We start from the raw sequence: 24888 nt of genomic DNA, 5'->3' as shown, positions 1-24888 counted from the left end.
GTGCGCTCTTTGCGCGCCGTGCCCACCATCTCTCCCCGATCGCTTCATGGAGCGGTGGGCACGCTCCGCTTCGCCCACCCTACGGCACCGTCACTGCTTCGGCAGTTTCGCCTTCAGCGCATACAGAGCATCGAGCGCCTCGCGCGGCGACATCTCGTCGGGGTGCAGCGCCTTCACCGCCTCCATCAGCAGCTCCGCTTCGCTCGGCGGCGCGGCTTCAACGGCGGCGCGCGAAGGGACAGCGAACAGCGGCAGATCGTCCACCAGGGCTCGTGCGGTCTGGCCGCGATCCTGCGCCTCCAGCTTGGAGAGCACCGATTTGGCGCGCGTGATCACCGCCGGCGGCAGGCCGGCGAGTTTCGCCACCTGGATGCCGTAGGAACGGTCGGCCGAGCCCGGCAGCACCTCGTGCAGGAACACGACGTTACCCTGCCATTCCTTCACCCGCACCGTGGCGTTGAACATCCGCGGCAGTTTCGCCGCGAGCGCGGTCAGCTCGTGATAATGCGTCGCGAACAAGGTTCGGCAGCGGTTGCTCTCGTGCAGATGCTCGATCGCGGCCCAGGCGATCGAGAGGCCGTCGAAGGTCGCGGTGCCGCGGCCGATCTCATCGAGGATGACGAGCGAGCGCTCGCCGGCCTGGTTCAGGATCGCCGCGGTCTCGACCATCTCCACCATGAAGGTGGAGCGGCCGCGGGCGAGATCATCGGCGGCGCCGACGCGCGAGAACAGGCGGTCGACGATGCCGATCCGCGCGCGCGTCGCCGGCACGAAGCTGCCGATCTGGGCCATCAAGGCGATCAGCGCGTTCTGGCGCAGGAAGGTCGATTTACCGGCCATGTTGGGACCGGTGAGCAGCCAGAGCTGGCCTGACTTCTGCGCCGGCGCCGGCGACAGGTCGCAGGCATTGGCGATGAACGGCTCGCCGTTGCGCTTGAGCGCCTGCTCGACCACGGGGTGGCGGCCGGCCTCGATCGCAAAGCTGAGCGAACCGTCGACCTCGGGCCGCACATAGTTCTCGTCCACGGCGAGCTTGGCCAGTGACGTCGCGACGTCGAGCAGCGCAAAGCCTTGCGCCGCGGCGCGCAGATCGTCGCTGATCGCGAGCGCCTTGGCGCAGAGCCGCTCGAAGATCTCGAGCTCGAGGCCGAGCGCGCGGTCGCCGGCATTGGCGATCTTGGCCTCGATCTCCCCTAACTCGGACGTGGTGAAGCGCACCTGTCCCGCCAGCGTCTGGCGATGGATGAAGGTCGCGTTCAGCGGCGGCGACATCAGCTTGTCGCCGTGCTGGGCGGTGACCTCGACGAAATAGCCGAGCACGTTGTTGTGCCGGATCTTGAGACCCTTGACGGAGGTCGCATCGGCGTAGCGCGCCTGCATCGAGGCGACCACGAGGCGCGAGGCATCGCGCAGGTTGCGCGCTTCGTCGAGCGCCGGCTCGTAGCCCTGGCGCACGAAGCCGCCGTCGCGCTTGATCAGCGGCAGCTGCTCGTCGAGCGCGCTGGCGAACTCGGCTGCGAGGGCGCGCGACGGCCGCTGCAGCGCCGCCATCACCGCCGCGATTTCCTGTGGTGGTTGATCCAGCTCGGAGAGGCGCGTCAGCACCTGGTCGGCGGCGATGATGCCGTCGCGGATGCCGGCGAGGTCGCGCGGCCCGCCGCGGCCGACCGAGAGCCGAGCCAGAGCGCGCGACATGTCGGGCGCGCCGCGCAGGATGCTGCGGATGTCCTCGCGCGCGGCGGAATCGGCCACGAAGGTGCTGACCGCGTCCAGCCGCCGGGCGATGGCGGGCGCATCGGTCAGCGGCGCGGCCAGACGCTGCGCCAGCAGGCGCGAGCCCGCCGAGGTCACGGTGCAGTCGATGGCGTCGAGCAGCGAGCCGCGGCGTTCGCCGGCGAGCGTGCGCGTCAGCTCGAGATTGGCGCGCGTCGCCGGGTCGATCGCCATGGTCGCGCCCGAGGCTTCGCGCGCGGGCGGCGACAGCGGCGGATGCTTGCCGACCTGGGTGCGGTCGACATAGGTGACGGCGGCGGCCGCGGCGGTGGCCTCCAGGCGCGTCAGCTGCGCGAGCCCGTCCATGGTCGCGACGGCAAAGTAGTCGCAGAGCCGCTTCTCCGCGGTGGCGCCGTCGAAGACGTCGCGGGTCAGCGGCGTCACGGCCGGCAGCTCGCGCAAGGTCTGGCCGAGCTCGTTGTCGCCAAAGAGCGCGTCGGTGACGATCGCCTCGTTCGGGTTGATGCGCGCCAGCGTCGCGGCGAGCTCGCCGCCCGAGACCTCGGTGACCATGAATTCGGCCGTCGAGATGTCGATCCAGGCAAGGCCGAAGCGGTCGCCGCCGGCGGACGAGCGGGCGCGCGCGATCGCCAGCAGGTAATTATTGGCGCGCGCATCCAGCAGTGTGTCCTCGGTCAGCGTGCCCGGCGTCACCAGCCGCACCACGCCGCGGCGTACCACGCTCTTGTTGCCGCGCGCTTTCGCCGCCGCGGGATCCTCGGTCTGCTCGCAGACCGCGACCCGATGCCCGGCGCTGATGAGACGATGCAGATAATCCTCTGAGCGCTCGACCGGCACGCCGCACATCGGGATATCCGCGCCCTGGTGCTTGCCGCGCTTGGTCAGGACGATGCCGAGCGTCCTCGAGGCGATCTCGGCATCCTCGAAGAACAGCTCGTAGAAGTCGCCCATCCGGTAGAACAGCAGCAAGCCCTGATGCGCCGCCTTGATCTCCAGATACTGCTCCATCATCGGCGTGACGCGCGCGGCAGCCTCGGCCTGCGGCGCGGGCGTGTCATCGGCGGGCGGAACTTGTATCGGCTGTTGCATCGTCATGGGCGGCGCAACCTACAAAATTTCGGCACCTGCTCCTATTTGCTTTGCCGGGGAAGCGAAGGTTTTCCACGTTGTCCGTGTAGCGCATGCGGCTGCCACATTTTCCGCCGTCATTCCGGGATGCGCCGGAACGGCGCAGGCCCCGAATCCATCGGGCCGCACGTCACGCCGACAAATGGATTCCGGGTTCGCGCCAAATGGCGCGCCCCGGAATGACGTCTGCTCCGCGAAACCGTCAATTGACCTGCCGCGGGCGCCCTCCTAAAACTCCGCCGACATTGAAGAATTTGGCCGGATCGCGGCATTCAGGGAGAACAACGATGCGTGACGTCTTTATCTGCGATGCCGTGCGGACCCCGATCGGCCGTTTCGGCGGCTCGCTCGCCAAGGTGCGCGCCGACGATCTCGCCGCCGCCCCGATCAGGGCGCTGATGGCCAAGCACCCCAATCTCGATTGGGCACAGGTGGACGAGGTGTTCTTCGGCTGCGCCAACCAGGCCGGCGAGGACAATCGCAACGTCGCGCGCATGGCGCTGCTGCTGGCGGGCCTGCCGGATTCGGTTCCCGGCCAGACTCTGAACCGGCTCTGCGCCTCGGGCCTCGATGCGGTCGGCGCCGCGGGCCGCGCCATTCGTTCCGGCGAGATCGATCTCGCGATTGCCGGCGGCGTCGAATCGATGACCCGCGCGCCCTTCGTGATGGGCAAGGCGCAGGAAGCCTTCTCGCGCTCGGCCGAAATCTTCGACACCACGATCGGCTGGCGCTTCATCAATCCGCTGCTGAAGGCGCAGTATGGCGTCGATGCGATGCCGGAGACCGGCGAGAACGTCGCCGAGGAGTTCCAGGTCTCGCGCGCGGACCAGGACGCCTTCGCCATCCGCTCGCAGCAGCGCGCAGGCGCAGCGATCGCCGCCGGCTATTTCGCGGAAGAAATCACGCCCATCACCATTCCCGGCGGCAAGGCCGGCCCGATCACCATCGACAAGGACGAGCATCCGCGCCCCGAGACCACGCTGGAAGGTCTCGCCAAGCTGAAGCCGATCGTGCGCAATCCCGGCACCGTCACCGCCGGCAACGCCTCCGGCGTCAATGACGGCGCCGCCGCAATGATCCTGGCCTCGGAAGCCGCGGTCAGGAAGCACGGCCTGACGCCCCGCGCCCGCATCCTCGGGCTCGCCTCGGCCGGCGTGCCGCCGCGGATCATGGGCATCGGCCCGGTGCCGGCGACCCGCAAGCTGATGGAACGGCTGGCTAAGAAGATCAGCGATTTCGACCTGATCGAGCTGAACGAAGCTTTCGCTTCGCAGGGCATCGCCTGCATGCGCCAGCTCGGCGTCGCCGATGACGCCGATTTCGTCAATCCGCATGGCGGCGCCATCGCGCTCGGCCATCCGCTCGGCATGAGCGGCGCCCGCCTCGCGCTCACTGCCGTGCACGGCATGGAGAAGCGCGGCGGCAAGCTCGCACTCGCCACCATGTGCGTCGGCGTCGGCCAGGGCGTCGCGGTTGCGATCGAGAAGCTGAATTGAACTCTCTCCTTCGCCTCTCCCCGCTCTTCGCGGGGAGAGGCGAAGTGCCCGGGCTCGCGCATTTCTCTCGCGTTCCGGAAAGACAGGGAGAAAATAGCCTGTGATCATCGAGCGCGAGAAGGACGTCACGGCCGCGGCCCTGGCGGTAATGGAACGGACATCCGATCCGCGGCTGCGCGAGATCATGGTCTCCCTGGTCAAGCATTTGCACGCCTTCGTCCGCGATGTCAGGCTGACCGAGAAGGAGTTCCGCGACGCCGCGGCGATTGTGGCCGAGCTCGGCAAGCTGACCACCGACACGCATAACGAAGTCGTGCTGATGGCGGGGTCGCTCGGCGTCTCCTCGCTGGTGTGCCTGCTCAACAACGGCGATCAAGGCAATACGGAGACCGATCAATCATTGCTCGGGCCGTTCTGGCGGTTGAATTCGCCCCGGGTCGAGAATGGCGGATCGATCGTGCGCTCGGAGACACCGGGGGCCACGCTGTTCGTCAGCGGCCACGTCACTGGCAAGGACGGCCGGCCCGTCGGGGGTGCCGAGGTCGATGTCTGGCACGCCTCGCCGGTCGGCCTCTACGAGAACCAGGACCCCGAGCAGGCCGACATGAACCTGCGCGGCAAGTTCACGACCGATTCCGACGGGCGCTTTTCCTTCCGCTCGGTGATGATGGTCGGCTATCCCATTCCGACCGATGGTGTCGTCGGCCGCCTGCTCGCGGCGCAGGCCCGCCACCCCTATCGTCCCGCGCATCTGCACGCCCTGATCTTCAAGCCGGGATTCAAGGTGCTGATCTCGCAGGTCTATGATCCCAGCGACCCCCATATCGACAGCGACGTGCAGTTCGGTGTGACGCAGGCGCTGATCGGCAAGTTCGTGCGCCACGATACGCCGCATCCGACGGCGAAGGACGCCTCATTGCCTTGGTATTCGCTCGACCATACCTACCGGCTCGAGGCCGGAGAGGCCGTGCTTCCGCGTGCGCCGATCAGGTAGCAGCGGCCGGCTGCCATGCGCGGGAACGCCGCCAAACCGGCTTTCCCAAATTAGTTATATCCTATAATGATTGGCGGAAGAGTTGACCGGCCGGACCGAAAACGGCCGGGGAGGAGTTCGCCAATGACATTCATCTATCCCACCGGCAGCAACGCGGCGCATCCGCTGCCGCTGTCGCCCGACTACAAGAGCTCGATCAAGCGCGCGCCGAACAAGCCCTTGATTCCGATGCCCCATACGCTGTCGGAGCTGACCGGGCCGGTCTACGGCCACGAGACCGTGCGCGAGGGCGACAACGACCTCACCCGCCAGCACGCGGGCGAGCCGCTCGGCGAGCGCATCATCGTGCACGGCCATGTGCGCGACGAGGACGGCCGCGGCGTGCCGAACTCGCTCGTCGAGATCTGGCAGGCCAATTCCTGCGGCCGTTACGTTCACGTCCGCGATCAGCATCCGGCGCCGCTCGATCCGAATTTCACCGGCGCGGGCCGCACCGTGAGCGATGCGTCCGGCTATTATCGCTTCGTCACCATCAAGCCCGGCGCCTATCCCTGGGGCAATCACCACAACGCCTGGCGGCCTGCGCACATCCATCTTTCGGTGTTCGGCCATTCCTTCGTCACGCGCCTGGTGACGCAGATGTATTTCCCGAACGACCCCTTGTTCGCGTTCGACCCGATCTTCAACTCGGTGCCGGACGAGAAGGCGCGAGCGCGGATGGTCTCGTCGTTCGACTTGGAGAATACCCAGCCCGAATGGGCGCTGTGCTACCGCTTTGACATCGTGCTGCGCGGCAAGGACGCCACCCCCATGGAGAGCCATTAAGTGCAAGAGTCCGTGAAGCCCGACGGGATCACCCCATCGCAGACGGTCGGTCCGTTCTTCAAATACGGCCTGACGCCGACCGGCGAGTACGCCTGGAACGACGCGTTCACCAATTCGACGCTGACGCCCGATGTCACCGGCGATCGCATCCGCATCGAGGGCCGGGTGTTCGATGGCGACGGCGTGGCCGTCCCCGATTGCATGCTGGAGATCTGGCAGGCGGATGCGCAGGGCCGCTTTGCCGATCCCCAGGACAAGCGCGCGCTGCCGAATGCGAGCTTCCGCGGCTTTGCCCGCTGCGGCACTGACAAGGACGGCAACTATTCCTTCGAGACCATCAAGCCGGGTGTCGTGCCCGATCCTGCTGGCAAGCCGCAGGCGCCGCACATCCTGGTTGCGGTGTTTGGCCGCGGCATGCTCAGGCATCTCTACACCCGCATCTATTTCAGCGACGAGGCCGGCAACGCCGCCGATCCCGTGCTGGCGCTGGTGCCGGCTGACCGCCGCGCCACGCTCACTGCGGTCCGCGAGGCCGGCAAGCCGGTCTACCGGCTCGACCTGCACCTGCAGGGCGACAACGAGACGGTGTTCTTCGACGTATGAGGGCAGGGCGTGCCGGGGAGGCCTGCTCCTCGGCACACATATCTCATTCGGCGCATCGGAGCCGGTGCTGCGTTGCCGCATCAGACTCGAACGTTGATTTTGCGCGGTTGTGCGTCAGCCTCGCTGACTCAATACCGATGACTTGACGCCTAATCTCCGTATTCATGCGGGGTTCGTGAAATACAATTCCGGCGCGAATCAATTCCGTATTTACCGTAGTCGTCTAGGGTGGCCGCAGTTTCGACGCCGACCTGGATTGTTTCATGAAATTTCGTCTGTCCTTGTCCTCTGCGATCGTCGCGTTTGGCATCGTTCTCGCCATTGGTTTCGCCGCCGTTGTTTCGACCAGCCTGTACGCCCTAAAAGAGCTCAAGGTCGGCGGTCCGCTCTATTACGACATCAAGCTCGGCAACGACCTCATCGCCGACATCCTGCCGCCGCCCGAATACATCATCGAAGCTTATCTTGAGGCGACGCTGGCCATGCGCGAGCCGGATCAGCTGGCGGCCCACGGCGAGCGTCTGGTCCAGCTCCGCAAGGACTACGACGAGCGCAAGGCGTTCTGGGTCTCCTCCAGCCTCTCGGCCGACCTCAAGACCGCGCTGGTGTCGAAATCCGATGCGGAGGTGCAGAAATTCTGGAAGGCATCGGATCAGCTTCTGCCCGCCCTCAAGGCCAAGGACGCGGCGGCTTCCGAGCGCGTCTATGCGCAGCTCAAGGAGGCCTATACCGCGCATCGCGCCGTCATCGACAGTATCGTCGAGAGTGCCAACAAGCGGAATGCCGCCATGGAGAAGCTGGCCGCGGACCGCGACAGCGCGATGCTCTATATCCTCCTCGGCGTCTCCATCGCCGTCCTCGCCTTTGTTACCGCCGGCCTGCTGGGTGTTGCGCTCGGCGTGGTGCGCCCGATCGTGCGCATGACGGACACGATGCAGAAGCTCGCGACCGGCGATCTCGCCGCCGAGATTCCGTTCGCGCAGCGCCAGGACGAGGTCGGCTCGATGGCGGGTGCGCTTGTGGTGTTCAAGCAGGCGGCGGTCGAGAACTCCCGTCTGCGCGAGGAGCAGTTGCGGCAGGAACGGGCGGCGGCGCTCGCCAAGCGCTCCGCCCTGCACCAGATGGCCGAAACGGTCGAGCGCGAGACCGGCCGCTCGGTCGATACCGCGACCGCGGCGACGCTGGGCGTGGAGCAAGCCGCCTCCGGCCTCTCTGAGATCGCAAAGTCGCTCTCTGCGCAGTCGCAGGCGGTGGCGGCGGCCTCGACCCAGGCGCTCGGCAGCTCGCAGGCCGTCTCCGCTGCGGCCGAAGAGTTGAGCGCCTCGATCCGCGAGATCACGAGCCAGGTCGCGCGGACCAGCACCGTCACCAAATCGGCCGTCGCCGGCCGCGAGCAGGCGCGTTCGACCATTCAGGCGCTGGCCGGATCGGTGAAGAAGATCGCGGAGGTCTCCGACCTCATCGGCGGCATCGCAGGCCAGACCAACCTCCTCGCGCTCAACGCGACGATCGAGGCGGCGCGCGCCGGCGAGGCCGGCCGCGGCTTCGCGGTGGTTGCCGCCGAGGTGAAGTCCCTGTCCGACCAGACTGCCAAGTCCACCGAGGAGATCGGGCGGCTGATTGCCGAGATCCAGGCCTCGACGCAGGCCGCGGTGGACGCCGTCGAGGCTATGGGAGGCCACATCATCGAGATCGACGGCGTGGCGACATCGGTCGCTGCCGCGATGGAACAGCAGGATGCCGCGACCCGGGAGATCACGCGGTCGATTTCCGAATCGGCCTCCGCCGCACAGGAGGTCTCGGCCAAGATCGGCGACGTCAGCCGCGATGCCGCCTCCGTCAACCAGCGCGCCGCGGATGTGAGGCAGGCGATCGCCGGGATGACGGCCAATCTCGATCAACTGCGCGCGATTGTTGTGCGGACGGTGCGCGACTCGACCGCCGCAGCCTGAGCCGGCGGCAGCCGCTGGTGCCCGGGCATGTGATCGTGCAGTATGACGCGGGACAGGGGCATCGTGGTTCATGACATCTCCACAATTGCCGGCGGTCGTTGAGCCCGCCCGACTGACGGCCGCGCTGCGCCGGGGCGGCGCGCTGGATGCAGGCGCCGTCCGCGAGGTGAAGGTGCTGCATCAGCGCGACACAGTGGTGTCGCATATCGTCAGGCTCGGGCTGCGCTATGTCGGCGAATCCGCCGGTGCTCCGCAGTCGCTGATCCTGAAGACTCCAAATTCCGCCTTCGCCAAGCGCCTCGTCGATGGCGGCCGGCGCGAGGTGGACTATTACACGCAGCTGCTGCCCAAGATGCCGCCGGGACTCGTCCCGCACTGCTTTGACGGGCATTTCGACGAGGACAGCCTCGCCTGGCATCTGCTGCTGGAGGATCTCACCGACAGCCACGAGGTCGCGACAACCTGGCCCGTGCCGCCGTCGCGCGAGCAGACCCTCGCCATCGTCACCACGCTGGCGCGCTGGCACGCAGCCTGGTGGGACCATCCGAGCCTCGGCGACACCGTCGGCACCTGGGCGAGCGTGGAGGACAGCGCGCAACGGATGGAGACGTTTGCGGGACATTACGATCGCTTTGCCGATCTCCTCGGCGATCGCCTCGGCGAGGAGCGGCGGATCATCTACCGTCGGCTCATCGACCAGTCGGAGCGGCTGTCCCAGCGTTACCATTCACGCCGCCACCTCAGCATCACCCATGGCGACGCCCATGTCTGGAATTTCCTGCTGCCGCGCACGGGCGTCGACGACACCGTTCGCATCTTCGATTTCGATCTTTGGAGCATCAACGTTCCGACCCACGACCTCGCCTACATGATGGCGATGCATTGGTATCCGGAACGCCGGCACGTGCTCGAACGGCTGCTGCTCAATCTCTACCACGACACGCTGATCGAGAGCGGCATCACCGGCTATTCGCGCGGAGCGCTCGACCGCGACTATCGCTGGGCGGTGCTCTGGCAGATCACGCGGCCGGTCTGGCAGTGGAGCATCAACATCCCGCCGCTGATCTGGTGGAACAATCTGGAGCGGGCGTTTGCGGCCGTGGATGATTTGGGCTGCGAGGAGCTGTTGTAGCGCTGTTGTGTCCCGGACGCGGTGCAACGTGTAGCGCTGCGTTGCGACCGGGGCCCGAGATCCGCTACTCCATCACCGCATGCTCCGGCCCCGCCGCCTGCTTGCGCAGCGTCGCCTTGGTCGAGCCGATCAGCAAAGCGAGCGGGATGGTGCAGAGGATGAAGAGCATCACCAGCTGGTAGTCGTGCGCGAAGGCGATGATCTGCGCCTGCACGTTGACCATTCTGTCGGCCATGGCGCGGCCGGTGTCGGTCGACAGATTGATGATGCCGCTGACGCCGGGCATCTGCAGTGCGTGGTTGAACGGGTTGATGTGCTCGGACAAGATCGCGTAGGTCCATCGCGTGCCTTGCGTCAATTGCGCGATGACGACGGAAATGCCGACCGAGCTCGCGACGTTGCGCATCAGGGTCAGCATCGCGGTGCCGTCGGTGCGCAGCTCGTTCGACAGCGTCAGGAACGCCACGGTCGAGAGCGGCACGAAGACGAGGCCGAAGCCAAAACCCTGGATGACGCTGACCGTGACGATCTCCGGCACCTGGGTCAGATCGGTCCAGCCCGTCATCTGGAACAGCGAGCCCGCCGTCAGCGTCAGGCCGCAGATGATCAGCGTGCGCGCCTCGATATAACGCATCATGCGGCCGACCAGCATCATGGCGAAGAAGGTGCCGATGCCGCGGGTCGCCAGCAGCAGGCCGGCGGTGATGATGGGATAGCCGATCACGTTCTGCATGTAGGGCGAGGCGAGTGCCATGGTCGAGAACAGGACGAGCCCCATCACGATCATGAACAGGCAGCCGGTGACGAAGTTGCGGTCCCGGAACAGGGCGAAGCGGATGAACGGGGTCGAGGTCGTGAAGGAATGCGCGAGGAAGAAGTAGAACGCGACGGCCGAGACGATGAACTCGGCGAGGATCTCGTTCGATTCCAGCCAGCCCAATTGCTCGCCGCGGTCGAGCGCGAGCTGCAGCGCGCCGATCGCAACCGCCAGCGCGGCGAAACCGAACCAGTCGAATCTGAGGCTGAGGTTCTTGTCGGTCTCGTCCATGAAGACGATCAGCCCGAGCACGGTGATGAGGCCGAACGGCAGGTTGACGAAGAACACCCAGTGCCAGGAATAGGTCTCGGTGAGCCAGGCTCCGAGTGAGGGGCCCATGATCGGGCCCATCATCACGCCCATGCCCCAGATCGCCATCGCCTTGGCGCGTTCCTGAAGCGTGTAATAGTCGAGCATGACCGATTGCGACAGCGGTACCAGCGCTGCGCCGAACACGCCCTGCAGCAGGCGGAACAGCACCATCTGGTTGATGTCCTGCGCGAGGCCGCACAGCACCGACGCCATGGTGAAGCCGGCCGAGCAGATGATGAAGATGCGCTTGCGGCCGAAGCGGTTGGCGATCCAGCCCACCGGCGCCGTCATGATCGCGGCGGCGACGATGTAGGAGGTCAGCACCCAGTTGATCTGGTCCTGCGAGGCCGACAGCGTGCCCTGCATGTAGGGCAGCGCGACATTGGCGATGGTGGTGTCCAGCGCCTGCATGATGGTCGCGGTCATGGCGCAGATCGTCACCATGTTCCGGCGCAGGCCGGGGACCATCGGGCTGGCATGGGGGCCGGACATCGCGCCAGTCCTTGTCTTATTCTTTATCCTGGCCCGCGGTCGCGGACAGGCCGAGCAGGCCGGCAAGCGACCGCCGATGACCGGTGTCGATGGTGGCGTAGACGCTCATGCCGGCTTTCAGCTTCCGCACATATTTGTCGGTCTCGTCGAAATAGATGCGGATCGGCACGCGCTGCACCACCTTGACGAAATTGCCCATGGCGTTCTGCGGCGGCAGGATCGCGAATTGCGCGCCGGTGCCGGGCGAGAGCGAGCCGATCTTGCCCTTGAAGACATGGTTCGGGAATGCGTCGACCTCGAGCGTGACGGACTGGCCTTCGGTGACATAGGTGAGGTCGCTCTCCTTCGGATTGGCGTCGACCCAGGGATGGGCGACGTCGATGATGGAGAACACCGGCGTGCCGGCGGGCACATAGCGGCCGAGCTGAATCTGCTCGACCTGCGTCGCCACTCCATCCATCGGCGCGCGCAGCACGGTGTGGTCGAGGTTGCGCTGCGCGTCATCCAGCTTGGCTTTTGCCTGAGCGTAGGGCGGGAATTGCTCGAGCGGCAGATCAGGGTTGCCGAGCAGCTGGGTCTTTGCGTTGGAGAGCTGCTGCTTGATGTACTGCGCCTGCGCCCCGGCGGTGACCAGTGCGTTGGAGGCGTTGTCGAGATCGAGCTGGGAGCCGAAATTGTTCTTCACCAGCGCCTGCTTGCGCTCGACGTCGCGCTGCTTCAGATCGATGCCCTGCTGGGCGAGGCCCAACATGTCGCCGTAGATCTTGATGTTGGCGACGAGGTTGTCATAGGTCGTGCGCGCCTGCGCGAGCTGCGCCTTGGTCTCCTCGACCGCGAGGCGGAAAGGAACCGGGTCGATCTCGAACAGTTCGTCGCCGCGCTTGACCGACTGGCCTTCCTTGACGATGACTTTCAGGATCTTGCCGGAGATGTCGGGTGTCACCAGCACCTTCTGTGCGCCGACATAGGCATCGTCGGTGCCGACATAGCGGCCCCCATGCAGATAGAAGGTGATGCCGCCGATGGCGACGATGACAGGCAGCACGACCAGGAGCAGGAAACGGCGATAGCGGCGCAGGCCCGCCAGCAGGCGGCGGCGCGGATCGGTGCCGGCCTTCTTGGTCGGCTTGCCGCTGTCGCTCTTCTGCTCGGGCTGCAACTTGACGACCTGATCAGCCATGGCGCTGCTCCTTGCGTGCTTGCTCCGCGCCGGATGCCTGGATCGCGGTTCGCACGTTTTCCTTGATGGTTTCGAGCTGGGTGAGGAGGCGGTGCGCGTCCGCCGGATTGATGCCGTCGAGCGCGTTCGCCGTCAGCTCCGACTTCAGGCCGCTCATGCGGCCGAGCAATTGCCGCCCGGCCTTCTTGAGGTACAGGCGCTTGACCCGGCGATCCGAAGCGTCGCTGCGGCGCTCGATCCAGTCGTTGTCGCAGAGCTTGTCGATCAGCCGTGTCAGCGTGATCGGCTGCATCTCCAGGAGCTCGGCGAGCTCGGACTGCTTCATGCCCTCGCTGCGCTCCACCTTGGCCAGCACCGCCCATTGCGCCCGGGTGATGCCGAAGCGCGAGGCCTCCTTGTCGGCATAGACGCGCAAGAGGCGATAGAGCTCACCGAGCGTGAACAGGAAATTCTGGTCGACCGACCCGCGCGTCATGAGCGTGGTCTCCAATAAGCTTGAATATTATAAGCAAGCTTATGATTAATTCACGGACCGGGGGCGCGGTGCTGTCCCGCGGGAGGAGCATGGCTGGCAGCCGGACGGCTCGTCGTGCTTTGGGTTCCCCCGCCGAAATGCTAGAAGACGGCGACATGAGCCTCGCAAAGCCGGCATTCCCCGCGCCCGACCATGATCACGGCCGCTGCACCGCGGACGCGCTTGCGCATGCCGAGGTGGTCTGCCAGCAGCGCGCGCAGAAATTCACGCCGATCCGCCGCCAGGTGTTGGGTGCCTTGCTCTCCAGCCACCGCCCGCTCGGCGCCTACGAAATCATCGACGAGCTTGCCAAGTCGATGGCGCGGCCGGCACCGATCACGATCTATCGTGCGCTCGACTTCCTGATGGCCAACGGCCTCGTGCATCGCATCGAAAGCCGCAACGCCTATCTCGCTTGCGCAGCCCACGACCACGATTCGACCTCCGCGGTGGCGTTCCTGATCTGCGAGCGCTGCGGCCTGGTCGGCGAGATCTCCTCGGCGTCCTTCGCCAAGGACCTCAACGCCGCCGCGCGCAGCTCAGGCTTCGCGCCAAAGCTGTCTGTGGTGGAGATCACGGGCGTCTGCACGCATTGTCAGAAAATGTCTTGAAGCAACAACGGCGCAAAGCCGGATTTTTGGGAAGAAATGTCCGCACCTCAAGCCATACCGTCCGCCGGCCGTCCCCTCAGTGCCGGCGCCATCGCCCTGATGCTCATGCTATGCCTGACCTGGGGATTCAACCAGATCGCGGTGAAGCTGGTGCTGCCGGACATTCCGCCGATGCTCCAGGCCACCATCCGCTCGATGGGCGCGCTGCCGGTGCTGTTCCTCATCGGCACCTTTCGCGGCGTCAAATTCTTCGAACGTGACGGCACCTGGAAGCCCGGCCTGATCGCCGGGCTGATGTTCGGCATCGAGTTCGTGCTGATCTTCCAGGGGCTGCACTTCACGTCTGCTTCCCGTGCGGTGGTGTTCCTCTACACCGCGCCGTTCTTCGTGGCGCTCGGTTCCTATCAGGTGCTCGGCGAGCGTCTCGGTGGCGCGCAATGGCTCGGCCTTGCCATCAGCTTTGCCGGCGTGGCGCTTGCGATCGGCGTGCCCCAGCCCAATGTCGATTCGCAGGTTCTGCTCGGCGATCTCATGATCGTCGGAGGCGCCGCGCTGTGGGCCGCGACGACGCTGGTTGCCAAGGGCACGCGGCTGCGCTTCGCCGCGCCCGAGAAGGCCCTGGGTTATCAGGTCGCGACCTCGATCCCGATCCTGGGGCTGGCGGCCTGGCTGTTCGGCGAATCCATCACCCACACTCCGTCGCCGCTGTCGCTCGGCCTGATGGCCTTCCAGGCGATCTGGGTGGTCGGAACCACGTTCACGCTTTGGTTCGCGCTGGTGAAGGCCTATTCGGCCAGCAAATTGTCCGCTTTTACCTTCATCACCCCTTTGTTTGGCGTGGTGGGTAGCTATTTCATCATGCACGACACCCTCAGCCTGACATTCGGGGCCGCAGCGGTCCTTGTAATTGCTGGGCTTTTTCTGGTTAACCGTCCCAGCCCATCAGCTGCGGCGCCGCGTGATGCATTGCTGAACGTCACCAAAACCTGATATTTGGACCGCCATGAACAAGCTCGAAAACCCTCTCGATTCAGACATTGCGGGCCCGGCGCCCCGGCATCGGACCACCCAGGTCAAGGTCGGCAACGTCACTGTGGGCGGCGGTGCGCCGATCGTCGTGCAGTCGATGACCAACACCGATACCGCCGATGTCGAAGGCACCATCGCCCAGGTCGCAGCGCTCGCGCGCGCCGGCTCCGAAATGGTCCGCATCACCGTGGACCGCGAGGAGGCCGCAGCCGCCGTTCCGTACATCCGCGACGGCCTCGCCAAGCGCGGCATCACCACGCCGCTGATCGGCGACTTCCACTATATCGGCCACAAGCTGCTCGCGGCCTATCCGGCCTGCGCCGAGGCCCTGGCCAAATACCGCATCAATCCCGGCAATGTCGGCTTCAAGGACAAGCGCGACACCCAGTTCGCCGACATCATCGAGATCGCGAACAAGAACAACAAGCCGGTGCGCATCGGCGCCAATTGGGGCTCGCTCGACCAGGAGCTTTTGACCAAGCTGATGGACGAGAACGCGGCCTCGCCCAATCCGCGCGACGTGCGCGCGGTGACGCGCGAGGCCATGGTGCAGTCGGCGCTGCTCTCGGCGGCGCGCGCCGAAGAGCTCGGCATGCCCAAGGACCGCATCATCCTCTCGGCAAAAGTCTCGGCGGTGCAGGATCTCATCGCGGTGTATCAGGATCTCGCGTCCCGTTCGGACTACGCCATCCATCTCGGTCTCACCGAGGCCGGCTTGGGCTCGAAGGGCATCGTGGCGTCCTCGGCCGCGCTCGGCATCCTCTTGCAGCAGGGCATCGGCGACACCATCCGAATCTCGCTGACGCCCGAGCCCGGCGGCGACCGCACCCGCGAGGTGCAGGTCGGCCAGGAGCTCTTGCAGACCATGGGCTTCCGCACTTTCGTGCCGCTGGTTGCCGCCTGCCCCGGCTGCGGCCGCACCACCTCGACCACGTTCCAGGAGCTGGCCCGCTCGATCCAGGATTTCATCCGCGACGAGATGCCGACCTGGAAGACCAAATATCCCGGCGTGGAAGAGCTCAACGTCGCGGTGATGGGCTGCATCGTCAACGGCCCCGGCGAGTCCAAGCACGCCAATATCGGTATCTCGCTGCCCGGCACGGGCGAAGCGCCGGCCGCGCCCGTCTTCGTCGACGGCAAGAAGTTCCGCACGCTGCGCGGCCCGACCATCTCCGCCGACTTCAAGGCGCTGGTGATCGACTACATCGACCAGCGCTACGGCCAAGGCGCCAAGGTGCCGGCTCCTGCGGCAGAGTAGGCGCTCCTCAACATCGGAATCGTAGGGCGGGTTAGCACAGCCTAACCCGCCCTATTTTTTTGCGGGCGCGAGGTGGCGGGTTACGCTTCGCTAACCCGCCCTACGTTGCTACGATGGCTCCCAATCAAAAACGATCGGGAGACACGCCATGAGCTCACTCGCCGGCAAGCAGGGCCCGCGCTATCGTCACACCGCTGAAGACGGCGCGCCGTACGAGACCATCGTCGTCGAGAAGCTCACCCCCATCATCGGCGCGGAAATCTCCGGCGTTGATATCGGCAAGCTCGTCTCGGACGATGCCCGCTCCAACCGGCAGATGGACGAGATCCACCGCGCGCTCGCCGAGAACCTCGTCATCTTCTTCCGCGACCAGCACATCACACCGCAGCAGCATCTTGCCTTCGGTCGCAAGTTCGGCGAGCTGCATTTTCATCCCGCCGCCCCGCATGAGGACGAAGACCCCGCCTTGATGAAGATCTATGCGGACAAGAACTCGCCGCGCGCCAATGGCGAGGGCTGGCACTCCGACGTCTCCTGCGATCTCGAGCCGCCGATGGGCTCGATCCTCTACATCAAGCAATGCCCGCCGCGCGGCGGCGACACGCTGTTCGCCAACATGTACGCGGCCTATGAGGCGCTGTCGGAGCGCATGAAGGCCTATCTCGACGGCTTGACGGCGCTGCATGACGGCGAGCCGATCTATCGCGGCCTCTATGCCAATTATGGCGTTGCCGATCGTCCCTCCTATCCCCATGCCGAGCATCCCGTCGTGCGCACGCATCCGGTCACCGGCAAGAAGGCGCTCTACGTCAACCGCGGCTTCACCCGCCACATCAACGGCATCCCGCGCGACGAGAGCGATGCGATGCTCGCCTATCTCTACCAGCACGCCGAAAACCCGCTGTTCCAGTGCCGCTTCCGCTGGACCGAGAACGCCATCGCCTTCTGGGACAACCGCTGCACCCAGCACCGCGCGATGTGGGACTACTGGCCACACACACGCTCGGGCACGCGCGTGACGGTGAAGGGCGAGCGGCCGGTTTGATGGGGCCGGGCTCGGGAGACCAACTTCGATCAGTCAGCTTCGCGCAAAAGGAAAGCCCCGGACGCGAGACCGGGGCTTCGTTTCTTGAAGAGCGGCCAATTCAGTACTTGGCGACGATCGGCCCACCGAAGCGGTAATTGACGCGGGCGGTGACGATGTCGACATCCTGACGGATCGTATCCCCGCGCGTGACCCCCGGAACGATCGACGAGCTAAAGGTGATGTCGCGATGGCCCATGAACAGGTGATCGTATTCGAGCGCCAGCGACCAGTTCGGCGCGAAACCGAATTCGATGCCGGTGCCTACGACGCCGCCCCAGCGGGTCTCGGTGGCGCGATCAAACACCAAGCCGATGCTGGTGATCACGCCCTCGTACTTGTCGCGGGTGACGGCGGCGCCGCCCTTCACGTACCAGAGAACGTTGTTCCAGCTGTAGCCGACCTGGCCGGTGAATAGGCCGAGCGCATCAACCTCGGAGCGGTTGGTGAAATTGCCGTAGAACAAGCTGGAATTGGAGCCGGTGAAGTCGGCCCAGTTGCCCTGCGCCTCAACACCGAACACCCAATTGGTGGCCTGCCAGCGATAGCCGATCTGACCACCGACGGTGGCGCCGCTCGCATTGTGGCAGCCTTCCCGGAAGGGCGGCGCAACGGTGAAGCCGGCATCGTTGTAGATATCCCAGCACTTGTCGGCCCAGCCACCACCGCCGTTGATGCCGACGTAGAAGCCGCTCCAGTCGTAGATGGGGGCGATTGCGGGTGCCTTGGTGTAGGGTCGGGCTGCAAGGTCAGCGGCCGAAGCAGCGCCTGTGAACAGCACCATCAGAGCGGCGGTTGCGAATGCGAGTTTCTTCATTTGACCCCGTAGACATTCAATGGACGATTCGAATTCAAACCCCGTCTAAATACCGGCTAGTTGCGCGTTCGTCCGTCGCTCCGCCGCAACAGTCGCCGACAATCTCCGCGAGCGCGGGAATCGCGCGATTGCCAGTGCCGCATCGCGCAACGACACAATCGGCATTTTCATTTCGTCTCAAATACTTAGCTGCCGACGCGATGGTCGGCCTGATCGCCCAAGACAGGGGGCGCCCTGGGTCAGACCGCGCGTTGACGCTCGGACCTCCCTGCGTCAAGGTGATCAAAAGCAAAAAGCACCGCCGAAGGTCGCGTCATCTTTCGTCCCGAAAGACTACAACTTCCTCACCGAAAGCGGTCCCGGCACCGGCATGCGTGAGCAGCAGCGGAGTAGCGCTTGAGGCACCTGCGGAGCGTCATCGTCGGGCTGGTCGCCTCGATCGTTCTGTCATCGCTTGCATTCGTCACGGCCGGCGAGGCTGCTATCGCGCGCAAGAGTGCGAGACATGAGCCGAAACCCTCACCTTCATTCAAGTGCGAGACGCCCAAATTCCGGATCGTCGTGGATGTCGGCCACACGCCGGACTCCTACGGTGCATTGAGCGCACGCAACGATCCGGAGTTCGGCTTCAACTTCCGCCTCGCCCGGCTCATCACGGCCAAGCTCAAGGCCGAGGGCTTTGCCGCAACCCGCCTGCTCGTCACCGACGGCAAGTCACGGCCGAGCCTGTTCAAGCGCGTCGGCGCTGCAAACGAAGGCCGCGCCGATCTGTTCCTGTCGGTCCATCATGATTCGGTGCCGGACAAGCTGCTCGAGACCTGGGAATTCGACGGCGCAAAGAGCTATTTCAGCGATCGCTTTTCGGGCCACTCGCTGTTCGTGTCGCGGCAGAATCCGCACTTTGCCGCCAGCCTGATGCTGGCCAGGATGATCGGCCGGCAATTGAAGCAGCAGGGCCTGCACTATGCCAGCCAGTACACGCTGCCGGTGATGGGCCGCTACCGGCGCCAGCTGCTCGACAAGGATGTCGGCGTCTACCGCTATGACGGGCTGGTCGTGCTGTCGCGCACGCGAAGCGCCGCCGTGCTGCTCGAGGCGGGCTCGATCATCAATCGCGACGAGGAAATGGAGATGAACTCGCCGGAGCGACACGAGGCGGTCGCACAAGCCGTCGCGGTCGCGATGAGGGAGTTTTGCGAGAGACGGTAGTTGGCCCTGCCGGTTCAGCAGCAGTCATTGCGAGCGCAGCGAAGCAATCCAGAGTCCTTCCGCAGAGGCAGTCTGGATTGCTTCGCTACGCTCGCAATGACGAGGAAGCTACAGCGGCCCGGCTCGATATTCCCTATTCGCCAGGCTCGCCTCCTCCAGATCCAGATCGCGCTCGATCCGCCGCCGCGTCTCGTCGGTGATCTGGCCGTCGCGCAGCAGCTTGTGGATGAATTTGCGCTCGGCGGCGATCAGGTCGCGGGTCAGAGCGATGCCGGCGGCAGAGATGTCGTGACGGTTGGGATCGAGCGAGTCCGGGAGCTGGTTGAAGCGGATCTCGTGGCGGGCGCGCAGCAGCCGCATCACCTCGTCGGAAACCTCTTTTTCCGCCGTGAGCGCGTCGAGCGATTTCAGCGCGGCCTCCAGCGCCTGACGGCGCGCGGCGATCTCCGCTTCGTGCTCGGCGGCATGCTCGTGACGACCGGCTTCGGCGACGCCGAGCCACCGCACGATCGGCGGCAGCGTCAGGCCGACGCCGATCAGCGTCACGAAGATGACACCGAAGGCGACGAACAGGATCAGGTCGCGATACGGAAACGCCTCGCCATTCGGCAGCGTGAACGGCAGCGCCAGCGCGGCGGCCAGCGACACCGCGCCGCGCACGCCGGTGAAGGCGAGCACGAATGGCCATTGCCATGGCGGCGAAGGATCGCGCTCGCGCAGCGACCTGGAGAGCATTCGCGGCAGATAAGTTGCGGGATAGAGCCAGGCAAAACGCGCGATCACGACGATCACCAGGACCAATGCGGTTGCGATGAGAATGTCGTCGAGCGGAAAAGTCTTTGATTTCTCGTAGAGCGCGCGCATCTGGAAACCGGTGAGCAGGAACAGCATGCCCTCGATCAGGTAGATCACGAGATCCCAGAAGAAGATGCCTTGCAGGCGCGTCGCCGAGGAGATCAGCAATGGGCCGTTCCAGCTGACATAGAGCCCGCAGGCCACCGTTGCGATCACGCCGGAGCCGCCGATATGCTCGGGCAGCCAGTACGAGACATAGGGCGTGATCAGCGACAGCGTCAGCTCGACCTGCGGATCTCCAGACCATTTGCGAAGGCGCAAGGAGAGCCAGCCGACGCCGATGCCGAAGGCGATCTCGCCGGCGACGATGAGGAGGAATTCACCGGCCGCGAGCGGCAGTGAGAAGTGGCCGACGAGGATCGCGGCGAGCGCGAAGCGATAGAGGATCAGTGCGGTGGCATCGTTGGCGAGACCTTCGCCTTCGAGCACGACCAGGATGCGGCGCGGCATGTTCAGCCGGCGGGCGATCGCGAGCGGCGCCACCACATCGGGCGGCGCGACGATGGCCCCGAGCAGGAAGCCGACGGTCCAGGGCAGGCCGATCATGTAGTGTGTGGCGGCCGCCACCATCGCCGTGGTGAAGATCACGGCGCCGACCGCGAGCAGCACGATCGGACGCAGGTTCTTCTTGAATTCGCGCCAGCTCATCGCGACGCTGGCCGAGTAGATCAGTGGTGGCAGCACCACCAGCAGCACCAGCTCCGGCGGCAGCTCCACAGTCGGCATGCCCGGCACGAAAGCGAGGCCGACGCCCGCCAGCATCAGCAGGATGGCAGGGGCGACGTTGAAGCGTCGCGCGGCCAGTGCCACGCCTGCCAGCACGGCCAGCAGGATGAGAAAGGTCTGAAACTTCGCTTCCATGATGGTCTGTCTTGACCCGGAAGCGACGGCTAGGTCAATGCGCGGCTCACGCCAGCCGTTCGGCCACCATCCGCCCAATCCGCGCGAACGCGGATGTGATCTGCGCCGCGCTCGGCGTGCCGCCCTGGGTATAGGCCGCGATCAGGATCGGCGTATCCGGCTTCGGCCAGGCGACCGCGATGTCGCCCGAGGCGTCCTTGCCGTTGTTGCCGGTCTTGTCGCCGATCTTCCAGCCTGCCGGGAGTCCGCCACGCAGGCGATTTGCGCCGGTCTTGCAGTTCACCATCCAGTCGGTGAGCAGGGCCCGCGAAGCAGGCGACAGCGCCTCGCCCGCGACCAGCCGGCGCAAATTTCCCGCCATCGCTGCCGGCGTCGTGGTGTCCCGGGGGTCGCCGGGTTGCGAGCGGTTGAGCTCGGGCTCGTTGTGGTCGAGCCGCGAGGTGGTATCGCCGAGCGACCGCCAGAAGGCGGTCAGCGCGGCGGGGCCGCCGATCCGCGCCAGCAGCAGATTGGCGCAGGTGTTGTCGCTGAGCTCGACGATGGCCTTGCACATCTCGCCGACCGACATCTTGCCGGCCGCGAGATTTTCCCTCGCCACCGGCGCGTATTCCAGCAGATCCGACTGGCCATACCGGATCATGGCCGCGAGTTGCTCCTCGCCGCGATCGACCCGCGCCAGCACGCTGGCGGCGAGCGAAGCCTTGAACGTCGAACACATGACGAACCGTTCGTCGGCGCGCCAGGAGAGCTTCTTGCCGGTTGCGAGATTCTCCGCATAGAGCCCGATCCGCCCGCCGCTCTCGCGCTCGTAGGATTCGAATTCTGATGGGGCATCCCCGGCGAGCGCAGGGGAGGCGGCCAACCAGGCGAATGAGGCGAGCAGGGAGCGGCGGTCGACAAGCATGGTCATTTCCAGGCGTGCAGGGGTGGGAGATGGAGCGGACGCTGCATCCGCGTCGTCATTGCGAGCGCAGCGAAACAATCCAGACTGTCTCCGCGGTGAGATTCTGGATTGCTTCGCTGCGTTCGCAATGACGGAGAATTGGATAGCGAGTGCGTCCGAATTCGGGCAGCAGGACGGCGCCCGTCACTCCCTCAAATCATATCGGTACGACTTCGACACGATCTGCCAGCCGTCGGCGAGCTTCATCGCCACGAGATAGTCGGTGAAATAGCGCGGCGGCAGCTGGCAGCGCACCTTGATGAACGCGGTCTTGTCGTCCGACCGGTCGATGGTGACGATGAAGTCCTCGCGCGGCTTGCCTTCGGCCTTGGCCGAGGCGCGCTTGCGCACGCGGTCGAGCCAGTCCGGCACGGTCAGAACCTGGAGCTCGCCCTTTTCGACCCAGCGCAGATCGGCGGAGGGATGGAAGATGGCGCCGAGCTTGTCGGCGTTGCCCTCGTAAAGTCCGTCAAAATAGGATTGCACGACGGCTTCGACGCTCGACCGGTCCTGGCTCATGGGTCGTTCCTTTGCATGATGGCTTCGGGCCAACTTAGTCGTACACGTTGAAATGCGCTATGGGTGTGTCAGCGATTTGCGCGAAGGCGTCACGATGGCAGAATCAGAAAATTCGAACGCTCGCATTCTTGTCGGCGAATGCTTTTGCCGCGCCGTGCGCTTCGAGGTGGCCGACGCATTCGCCTATGCGATGAACTGCCACTGCTCGAACTGCCGGCGCACCACCGGTGCCGCCTTCAAGCCCTTCGCCGGCATCCGGCAGAACAGGCTTCGCATTGTTAGGGGCGGCGACCTCCGGATGATTTTCGGCGACGACAGCACCCATGACGCGCATTGTGGCCGCTGCGGCTCGCTGCTCTATTCCCGGGTCCGGGAAGGAGAGTGGGTCCCCGTCGCCATGGGAACCCTGGTCGATGCCCCCTCCATCCGGCCGAGCGCCCATATTTTCGTCGGCTCGAAGGCGCCTTGGCACGAAATTACGGACGATCTGCCGCAATATCGGGAGCACATCGGGGTTGTCTGACGGAACCCGGTCCGCACCGCCGTCCGTTGGCGAACCGCGACAGCGCTGGCGCGACAAACAAAAGAGGTCGTACGGCCTGCCGTCGGGGTCCGCTTCGTGACCTCCATCACAAGCGCCGGCGGAGGATGTTGCTAAAGCGGTCCCAAAGGGCCGGACGGCCCGGAACCATCGGAAGTCGTGTCATGCGCAGCTTGTTCAGACTTTGTCCGCTCTTCGTCGCTCTCGGCCTGATGTTCGGCGCCGGGCCGGCTTTTGCCGGAAAGCGCGTGGCGCTGGTGCTGGCCAATTCGGCTTATCAGCACGCGCCCTCGCTCGCCAATCCTGTCAATGACGGGTCGGTGATGGCCAAGACCCTGAAGGAGGCCGGCTTCGACGTCGTCGACTCCCGGCACGATCTGTCGGCGCTGGAGACACGGCGCGTGCTCCGCGACTTCGCCGACGCGACCCGCGACGCCGAAATCGCCGTGGTCTACTACGCCGGCCACGGTATCGAGGTGGAGGGCTCGAACTATCTGATCCCGGTGGATGCCAAGCTCGAGCGGGACACCGACGTCTTTGACGAGGCGCTCTCCCTCGACCGTGTCCTGGTCGCGGTCGAGCCCGCCAAGCAATTGCGTCTGGTGATCCTCGATGCCTGCCGCGACAATCCGTTCAGCAAGCGGATGAAGCGCACGGTCGCTTCGCGCGGCATCGGCCGCGGCCTCGCCCAGGTCGAGCCGTCCAGCCCAAACACGCTGATCGCCTATTCGGCCAAGGCCGGCTTCACCGCGCAGGACGGCGACGGTGCCAACAGCCCGTTCACCATCGCGCTGTCGAAGCATCTGACGACGCCGGGCCTCGACGTCCGCCGCGCCTTCGGATTCGTGCGCGACGATGTGCTGAAGTCGACCGGCAACAAGCAGGAGCCGTTCGTCTATGGCTCGCTTGGTGGCGAGGACGTGCCGCTGGTGCCGGTCAAGCTGGCGCCGGCAGCGCCCGTAGCCAATCCCCAGGCCGATATCCGCCGCGACTACGAGCTCGCGCTCCAGGTCGGCAACCGTCCGGCGTGGGAAGCTTTCCTCGCCCAGCATCCCGACGGGTTCTATGCCAGCCTTGCCAAGCTCCAGCTCGAGAAGATCGGCGCGGAGCAGGCGCATGCGGCGGCGATCGCGAAAGCGAAGCAGGCCGAGGCCGAGCGCGACCGCCTTGCTGCGCTCGGCGCGCAGAAGGATGCGCAAGCCAGGGCCGCGGCCGATGCGAAGGCCGCCGAGCAGGCGCAGCTTGCCGCGCAGAAGGCCAAGGAGCAGGCCCAGCAGCAGGCGGCCGCTGCCGAGCAGCAGCGCGTCAACCTCGCCGCCACGGCGCCGGGCGTTGCGCCGGGCAACACCACGAGCGCCGCCGGCACCAACGTTGCCGCGCTCAGTCCGACGACCGCGCCGGCCGACCTCAACCGCTCGGTGCAGAGCGAGCTCGGCCGCGTCGGCTGCTTCTCCGGGCAGGCCGACGGCAATTGGAATACGTCCTCGCAGCGGTCGCTGTCGCAGTTCAACCGCTATGCCGGCACCAAGCTCGACGTGAAGGTGGCGAGCACCGACGCGCTCGATGCGGTCAAGGCCAAGCCGTCGCGGGTCTGCCCGCTGGTCTGCGAGCACGGTTTCAAGGCCGAGGGCGACAAGTGCACTAGGATCGTTTGCGGCAACGGCTATGTCCTGAACGACGACAATGAATGCGAGAAGAAGCGCGCGGCCAAGCCCGCGTCAAAGCCCGCGACCTCGCGGCGCGACGACGGCGAGGACCGCCCCGCGCGGCAGCGGGCCGGTGCTGCTGCGGGCGGCTACGGTGCAGCCGCGGCGGCTGGCGCGGGCCGTGCCTCGAGCGGCAGTGGTCAGATCTTTTGCAACGCTCTGCTCTGCCGGCCGGTCAGGCCCGGTTGCCGCCTCGTTTATCGCGGCGGCGGCGGCCCCCACGTCGACGCCAATGTCGAGGTCTGCAACTGAAATGGCACGGCTTTCCTGACCACT

At 65.7% G+C, this 24888-nt stretch carries 21 protein-coding genes; 13 read left to right on the top strand and 8 right to left on the bottom strand.

Annotated features, from left to right (window positions below):
* Positions 1-90: 90 nt before the first annotated feature.
* The gene (gene mutS, locus I6F12_RS31295) at positions 91-2829 is read right to left on the bottom strand and encodes a DNA mismatch repair protein MutS (protein ID WP_225157987.1); all 2739 of its coding nucleotides are present in this window, start codon (positions 2827-2829) and stop codon (positions 91-93) included.
* 320 nt (positions 2830-3149) lie between these two features.
* On the opposite strand from mutS, the gene pcaF reads away from it, so the two are divergent.
* The 6 genes from pcaF (at position 3150) to I6F12_RS31265 (ending at position 9864) form a co-directional block, all read left to right on the top strand.
* Positions 3150-4358, top strand: a complete 1209-nt coding sequence (gene pcaF / locus I6F12_RS31290; RefSeq protein ID WP_225157986.1) for a 3-oxoadipyl-CoA thiolase — start codon at positions 3150-3152, stop codon at positions 4356-4358.
* 100 nt (positions 4359-4458) lie between these two features.
* Positions 4459-5352 (top strand): dioxygenase, encoded by an 894-nt coding sequence (locus tag I6F12_RS31285; protein WP_225113304.1) that lies wholly within the window; start codon positions 4459-4461, stop codon positions 5350-5352.
* A gap of 123 nt (positions 5353-5475) precedes the next feature.
* Positions 5476-6177 carry a protocatechuate 3,4-dioxygenase subunit beta gene (pcaH, locus tag I6F12_RS31280; RefSeq protein WP_036038544.1) on the top strand — a complete coding sequence of 234 codons (702 nt, stop codon included), beginning with the start codon at positions 5476-5478 and terminating at the stop codon, positions 6175-6177.
* A complete protein-coding gene (gene pcaG / locus I6F12_RS31275) occupies positions 6178-6780 on the top strand; it encodes a protocatechuate 3,4-dioxygenase subunit alpha (protein WP_225157985.1) in 603 nt (200 codons plus the stop codon).
* A gap of 263 nt (positions 6781-7043) precedes the next feature.
* A complete protein-coding gene (locus tag I6F12_RS31270) occupies positions 7044-8732 on the top strand; it encodes a HAMP domain-containing methyl-accepting chemotaxis protein (protein WP_225157984.1) in 1689 nt (562 codons plus the stop codon).
* 70 nt (positions 8733-8802) lie between these two features.
* Entirely contained in the window at positions 8803-9864 is a 1062-nt protein-coding gene (locus I6F12_RS31265; protein ID WP_225157983.1) for an ecdysteroid 22-kinase family protein, read from the top strand.
* A gap of 64 nt (positions 9865-9928) precedes the next feature.
* On the opposite strand, the gene I6F12_RS31260 is transcribed toward I6F12_RS31265, so the two are convergent.
* Genes I6F12_RS31260 through I6F12_RS31250 form a run of 3 tightly spaced genes read right to left on the bottom strand, consistent with a single transcriptional unit; the run spans position 9929 to position 13140 of the window.
* Positions 9929-11485, bottom strand: coding sequence for an MDR family MFS transporter (locus I6F12_RS31260; RefSeq protein WP_249787110.1), 1557 nt, complete (start codon positions 11483-11485; stop codon positions 9929-9931).
* Between the two features lie 16 nt (positions 11486-11501).
* The gene (locus I6F12_RS31255; RefSeq protein WP_036023947.1) at positions 11502-12665 is read right to left on the bottom strand and encodes an HlyD family secretion protein; all 1164 of its coding nucleotides are present in this window, start codon (positions 12663-12665) and stop codon (positions 11502-11504) included.
* The gene (locus I6F12_RS31250; RefSeq protein ID WP_225134738.1) at positions 12658-13140 is read right to left on the bottom strand and encodes a MarR family transcriptional regulator; all 483 of its coding nucleotides are present in this window, start codon (positions 13138-13140) and stop codon (positions 12658-12660) included. Before I6F12_RS31250 ends, I6F12_RS31255 begins: the two co-directional genes overlap by 8 nt.
* 155 nt (positions 13141-13295) lie before the next feature.
* Between I6F12_RS31250 and I6F12_RS31245 the strand changes: the two genes are divergently transcribed.
* The 4 genes from I6F12_RS31245 to I6F12_RS31230 all read left to right on the top strand — a co-directional run bounded on the left by I6F12_RS31245 (position 13296) and on the right by I6F12_RS31230 (position 17122).
* Positions 13296-13790 (top strand): transcriptional repressor, encoded by a 495-nt coding sequence (locus I6F12_RS31245; RefSeq protein ID WP_036002259.1) that lies wholly within the window; start codon positions 13296-13298, stop codon positions 13788-13790.
* Between the two features lie 36 nt (positions 13791-13826).
* Complete coding sequence (locus tag I6F12_RS31240; protein WP_036002256.1) at positions 13827-14780, top strand: DMT family transporter; 954 nt, start codon at positions 13827-13829, stop codon at positions 14778-14780.
* 13 nt (positions 14781-14793) lie between these two features.
* Positions 14794-16077, top strand: coding sequence for a flavodoxin-dependent (E)-4-hydroxy-3-methylbut-2-enyl-diphosphate synthase (gene ispG, locus I6F12_RS31235; protein WP_225157981.1), 1284 nt, complete (start codon positions 14794-14796; stop codon positions 16075-16077).
* Positions 16078-16225: 148 nt separating this feature from the next.
* The gene (locus I6F12_RS31230; protein WP_057025932.1) at positions 16226-17122 is read left to right on the top strand and encodes a TauD/TfdA family dioxygenase; all 897 of its coding nucleotides are present in this window, start codon (positions 16226-16228) and stop codon (positions 17120-17122) included.
* A gap of 100 nt (positions 17123-17222) precedes the next feature.
* Here I6F12_RS31230 and I6F12_RS31225 read toward each other — a convergent pair whose 3' ends face one another.
* On the bottom strand, positions 17223-17978 hold the full coding sequence (locus tag I6F12_RS31225) for an outer membrane beta-barrel protein (RefSeq protein ID WP_225152328.1): 756 nt from the start codon (positions 17976-17978) through the stop codon (positions 17223-17225).
* Between the two features lie 396 nt (positions 17979-18374).
* Between I6F12_RS31225 and I6F12_RS31220 the strand changes: the two genes are divergently transcribed.
* The gene (locus I6F12_RS31220) at positions 18375-19187 is read left to right on the top strand and encodes an N-acetylmuramoyl-L-alanine amidase (RefSeq protein WP_225157980.1); all 813 of its coding nucleotides are present in this window, start codon (positions 18375-18377) and stop codon (positions 19185-19187) included.
* Positions 19188-19295: 108 nt separating this feature from the next.
* On the opposite strand, the gene I6F12_RS31215 is transcribed toward I6F12_RS31220, so the two are convergent.
* The 3 genes from I6F12_RS31215 to I6F12_RS31205 all read right to left on the bottom strand — a co-directional run bounded on the left by I6F12_RS31215 (position 19296) and on the right by I6F12_RS31205 (position 22365).
* Complete coding sequence (locus I6F12_RS31215) at positions 19296-20903, bottom strand: Na+/H+ antiporter (protein ID WP_036023937.1); 1608 nt, start codon at positions 20901-20903, stop codon at positions 19296-19298.
* 46 nt (positions 20904-20949) lie between these two features.
* Positions 20950-21807: a class A beta-lactamase gene (bla, locus tag I6F12_RS31210; protein ID WP_225130532.1), complete on the bottom strand. Its 858-nt coding sequence runs from the start codon at positions 21805-21807 to the stop codon at positions 20950-20952.
* Between the two features lie 183 nt (positions 21808-21990).
* On the bottom strand, positions 21991-22365 hold the full coding sequence (locus tag I6F12_RS31205; protein WP_036038516.1) for a nuclear transport factor 2 family protein: 375 nt from the start codon (positions 22363-22365) through the stop codon (positions 21991-21993).
* A gap of 94 nt (positions 22366-22459) precedes the next feature.
* Here I6F12_RS31205 and I6F12_RS31200 point away from each other — a divergent pair, with 94 nt between their 5' ends.
* Both I6F12_RS31200 and I6F12_RS31195 read left to right on the top strand, forming a co-directional pair.
* On the top strand, positions 22460-22888 hold the full coding sequence (locus tag I6F12_RS31200; RefSeq protein WP_225158032.1) for a GFA family protein: 429 nt from the start codon (positions 22460-22462) through the stop codon (positions 22886-22888).
* Positions 22889-23070: 182 nt separating this feature from the next.
* The gene (locus tag I6F12_RS31195; RefSeq protein WP_225157979.1) at positions 23071-24864 is read left to right on the top strand and encodes a caspase family protein; all 1794 of its coding nucleotides are present in this window, start codon (positions 23071-23073) and stop codon (positions 24862-24864) included.
* The last annotated feature ends 24 nt before the right edge of the window (positions 24865-24888 follow it).

Source organism: Bradyrhizobium sp. IC4059, from assembly GCF_020193615.1.
GTDB lineage: Bacteria > Pseudomonadota > Alphaproteobacteria > Rhizobiales > Xanthobacteraceae > Bradyrhizobium > Bradyrhizobium yuanmingense.
This window is presented reverse-complemented; position numbering and strand designations above follow the sequence as displayed.